This window comes from Streptomyces sp. NPDC054841 (assembly GCF_053611045.1).
Genome location: NZ_JBSGZO010000640.1, coordinates 1 through 3951, shown reverse-complemented (window position 1 = coordinate 3951; position 3951 = coordinate 1). Strand labels below are relative to the sequence as shown.

Annotated in this window: 4 protein-coding genes; all 4 read right to left on the bottom strand. The window is 68.5% G+C overall.

Going from position 1 to position 3951, the window contains the following annotated elements; translation table 11 throughout:
• Positions 1-47 precede the first annotated feature (47 nt).
• The 4 genes from prcA to dop all read right to left on the bottom strand — a co-directional run bounded on the left by prcA (position 48) and on the right by dop (position 3755).
• Positions 48-809: a proteasome subunit alpha gene (gene prcA / locus ACWGI8_RS40955; RefSeq protein ID WP_453668534.1), complete on the bottom strand. Its 762-nt coding sequence runs from the start codon at positions 807-809 to the stop codon at positions 48-50.
• 62 nt (positions 810-871) lie between these two features.
• Positions 872-1717 carry a proteasome subunit beta gene (prcB, locus tag ACWGI8_RS40950; RefSeq protein ID WP_453668533.1) on the bottom strand — a complete coding sequence of 282 codons (846 nt, stop codon included), beginning with the start codon at positions 1715-1717 and terminating at the stop codon, positions 872-874.
• A 173-nt stretch (positions 1718-1890) separates the two neighbouring features.
• Positions 1891-2109 (bottom strand): ubiquitin-like protein Pup, encoded by a 219-nt coding sequence (locus tag ACWGI8_RS40945; protein WP_266375567.1) that lies wholly within the window; start codon positions 2107-2109, stop codon positions 1891-1893.
• A gap of 134 nt (positions 2110-2243) precedes the next feature.
• Positions 2244-3755 carry a depupylase/deamidase Dop gene (dop, locus tag ACWGI8_RS40940; RefSeq protein ID WP_453668532.1) on the bottom strand — a complete coding sequence of 504 codons (1512 nt, stop codon included), beginning with the start codon at positions 3753-3755 and terminating at the stop codon, positions 2244-2246.
• Positions 3756-3951 lie beyond the last annotated feature (196 nt).

The following is a 3951-nucleotide window of genomic DNA, read 5'->3' as shown; positions in this document are numbered from 1 at the left end:
CCCCGGCCGCCTGAACGGCCGGGGCGCGTGTGCGAGAGCTGCGGAGGCTACTCCTCCGTGTCGGTCTCCTCCGTGTCGGACGGCGCCTCCGTGGGCGCGGACGCCGCGTCGTCCGCCTGCAGCAGACGCGACAGCTGCCGTCCCACGATGCGCTTGAACTTGCGCTGCTGCGGGCGCGTACGGTCCAGGATCGCGACCTCCAGCCGCTCCGCGGGGATCTCCCGCTCGCTGCCGTTGGTGTCGCGGGACAGCGCCTGGACCGCGAGCTTGAGCGCCTCGGCGAGCGACATCCCGTCGCGGTGCCGCTGGTCGAGGAAGGTGCTGATCTGCTCCGCGTTGCCGCCGACCGCGACCGAGCCGTGCTCGTCCACGATCGAGCCGTCGTGCGGCAGCCGGTAGATCTGGTCCCCCTCGGGCGAGGTACCGACCTCGGCGACGACCAGCTCCACCTCGTACGGCTTCTCGCCGGCGCTGGAGAAGATCGTGCCCAGCGTCTGCGCGTAGACGTTCGCGAGGCCACGGGCCGTCACATCGTCGCGGTCGTAGGTGTATCCGCGCAGATCGGCGTAGCGGACGCCGCCGATCCTGAGGTTCTCGTACTCGTTGTACTTGCCGGCCGCGGCGAAGCCGATCCGGTCGTAGATCTCGCTGAACTTGTGCAGCGCACGGGACGGGTTCTCACCGACGAAGACGATGCCGTCGGCGTACTGCAGCACAACCAGGCTGCGGCCACGGGCGATGCCCTTGCGGGCGTACTCCGCCCGGTCGGCCATGGCCTGCTGGGGTGAGACATAGAACGGCGTCGACACCGGCTATCCGTCCCTTTCTGTCAGTGGCGAGGGGGCACCGCCCCGCGGGAGCTGGGGGCGCATCAGAGCAGCGCGGCGCGCGGGCCGTCGGGCTGTTCGAGCCTGCGCTCCAGGACCGAGCGGGCGGTCTCGGAGGACTCGGCCTCGGTCAGCTTCCGGAAGCCCTCGTCGGTGATGACGGTGACGATCGGATAGATGCGGCGGGCCACGTCCGGGCCACCCGTCGCCGAGTCGTCGTCGGCCGCGTCGTACAGCGCCTGGATGACGAGGGTGATGGCCTGCTGCTCCGTCAGGTCGTCGTGGTACAGCTTCTTCATCGACCCGCGGGCGAAGATCGAGCCGGAGCCGGTGGCCGCGAAGCCGTGCTCCTCGGACCGGCCGCCCGTGACGTCGTAGGAGAAGATGCGTCCCTTCTCGCGGTCGACGTCCCAGCCGGCGAAGAGCGGGACCACGGCGAGGCCCTGCATGGCCATGCCGAGGTTGCTCCGGATCATCGTGGAGAGACGGTTCGCCTTGCCCTCCAGGGAGAGCTGGGCTCCCTCGACCTTCTCGAAGTGCTCCAGCTCCAGCTGGAAGAGCTTCACCATCTCGACCGCGAGTCCCGCGGTGCCGGCGATGCCCACGGCCGAGTACTCGTCGGCCGGGAAGACCTTCTCGATGTCGCGCTGGGCGATCATGTTGCCCATGGTCGCCCGACGGTCACCGGCGAGCACCACGCCGCCGGGGAAGGACGCGGCGACGATCGTCGTGCCGTGGGGTGCTTCGATGGCGCCCTGTACCGGTGGCAGGACGCGCTTGCCCGGGAGCAGCTCCGGGGAGTGCTCGCCCAGGAAGTCCATGAACGACGACGAGCCGGGCGTCAGGAAGGCTGCCGGCAGACGCCCGGTGCTACGAGGGTTGGCTTCCACGCGTTTCCTTCCGGATTGGCGGCGGCCCACCTGCTGACGAGCCGCGGGCCGATCTTGCATGCGTTGCACGGACCTTACCCGTGCCGTCGCCGGTCATCCGCCCCGGTGCGGCCTGACTGAGGCCGGCGGGCCGGGACGGACGACCGGGGTACCCCGACGAAGTCAGGGGGGAGCTACTCTCCGCCCTTTTGCACGAAGGACCGTACGAAGTCCTCGGCGTTCTCCTCGAGAACGTCGTCGATCTCGTCCAGTACGGAGTCGACGTCGTCCGACAGCTTCTCCTGGCGCTCCTTGAGGTCCTCGGAAGCCTGCGCTTCCTGCGCCTGCTCCTCGACTTCCTCGGTGGAACGCGTGGCCCGCTGCTGCCCACCGCCGGTGTCCTTGGTCGCCATATCCCTCACCCCGCTCGGTTTGCCCGTTGGTTCGGCTCACTCAAGATCAGACCCTACAAGCAGGGTCTGACATCGGCCCCGCACTTTCCTCAACGTCCGGCAGCCACCTTCATGATTCCCGGACGCGGGCCATTTCAGCCTCCGGACAGCACGCGTACCAGGTCCTCCGCGGTACGGCACCGGTCCAGCAGCTCCTTGACATGATTGCGTGTACCACGCAGCGGTTCCAGCGTGGGCACTCGTTGCAGAGAGTCACGGCCCGGCAGATCGAAGATGACCGAGTCCCACGAGGCCGCGGCGACGTCGTCCGCGTACTGCTCCAGGCAGCGGCCGCGGAAATACGCCCTGGTGTCCTCAGGAGGCTTGCTCTCGGCCCGCTCCACGTCGGGCTCGTCCAGCAGCCGCTTCATCTTGCCGCGGGCCACCAGACGGTTGTACAGGCCCTTCTCGGGGCGCACGTCGGCGTACTGCAGGTCGACGAGGTGCAGCCGGGCCGCGTCCCAGTCCAGGCTGTCGCGCCGCCGGTAGCCCTCGAGAATCTCGCGTTTGGCGATCCAGTCGAGCTCGCCGGACAGGCTCATCGGATCGTTCTCGAGCCGGTTGAGGGTGTCCTCCCAGCGGACCAGGACGTCCTTGGTCTGGTCGTCCGCGTCCACGCCGAAGCGCTCCTCGACGTACTTCCTGGCCAGCTCGAAGTACTCCATCTGCAACTGGACAGCGGTGAGTGTCCGGCCGCTGCGCAGTGTGATCAGGCGCTGCAGGGTCGGGTCGTGGGAGACCTGGTGCAGCGTCCTCACCGGCTGGTCGACCGCCAGGTCCACGTTGATGAAGCCGTCCTCGATCATGGACAGCACCAGCGCGGTCGTGCCGAGCTTGAGGTACGTCGAGATCTCCGACAGATTCGCGTCGCCGATGATCACATGGAGCCGCCGGTACTTCTCGGCGTCCGCGTGCGGCTCGTCCCGGGTGTTGATGATGGGCCGCTTCAGCGTGGTTTCCAGACCGACCTCGACCTCGAAATAGTCGGCCCGCTGGCTGATCTGGAAGCCGTGCTCGTGGCCGTCCTGGCCGATGCCGACGCGGCCGGCGCCGGTGACGACCTGCCGGGACACGAAGAACGGCGTGAGGTGGCGCACGATGTCCGAGAAGGGCGTCTCCCGCTTCATCAGGTAGTTCTCGTGCGTGCCGTAGGACGCGCCCTTGTTGTCGGTGTTGTTCTTGTACAGGTGGATGGGCTGGGCGCCGGGGAGCTGGGCGGCCCGCTCGGCCGCCTCCGCCATGATCCGCTCGCCGGCCTTGTCCCAGAGCACGGCGTCGCGCGGGTTGGTGACCTCGGGGGCGCTGTACTCGGGGTGGGCGTGGTCGACGTAGAGCCGGGCGCCGTTGGTGAGGATCACATTGGCCAGGCCGATGTCCTCGTCCGTGAGCTGGCTGGAATCGGCGGCCTCGCGGGCGAGGTCGAAGCCGCGGGCGTCCCGCAGCGGATTCTCCTCCTCGAAGTCCCAGCGGGCACGTCGCGCCCGGTGCATCGCCGCCGCGTAGGCGTTGACGATCTGGGACGAGGTGAGCATGGCATTGGCGTTCGGGTGGCCGGGGACGGAGATCCCGTACTCCGTCTCGATGCCCATTACTCGCCGTACAGTCATGCGGCCCTCCTTGCCCGGCGGCGCTCCCGTCCGGGAGCGGCGCTCAAGTACCGCTCGTTCCCCGGTGCGTGTGCGGTGCCCGTCCCCGCACTGCGCAACTCGGCGGTACGGAAGAGCCTAGAACGCCTCTGCGCTGGTGGGGAGATCAATTCAGTCATTGCCCTGTGTGGTCCGATTACCCGTCCGGGGCCCATGG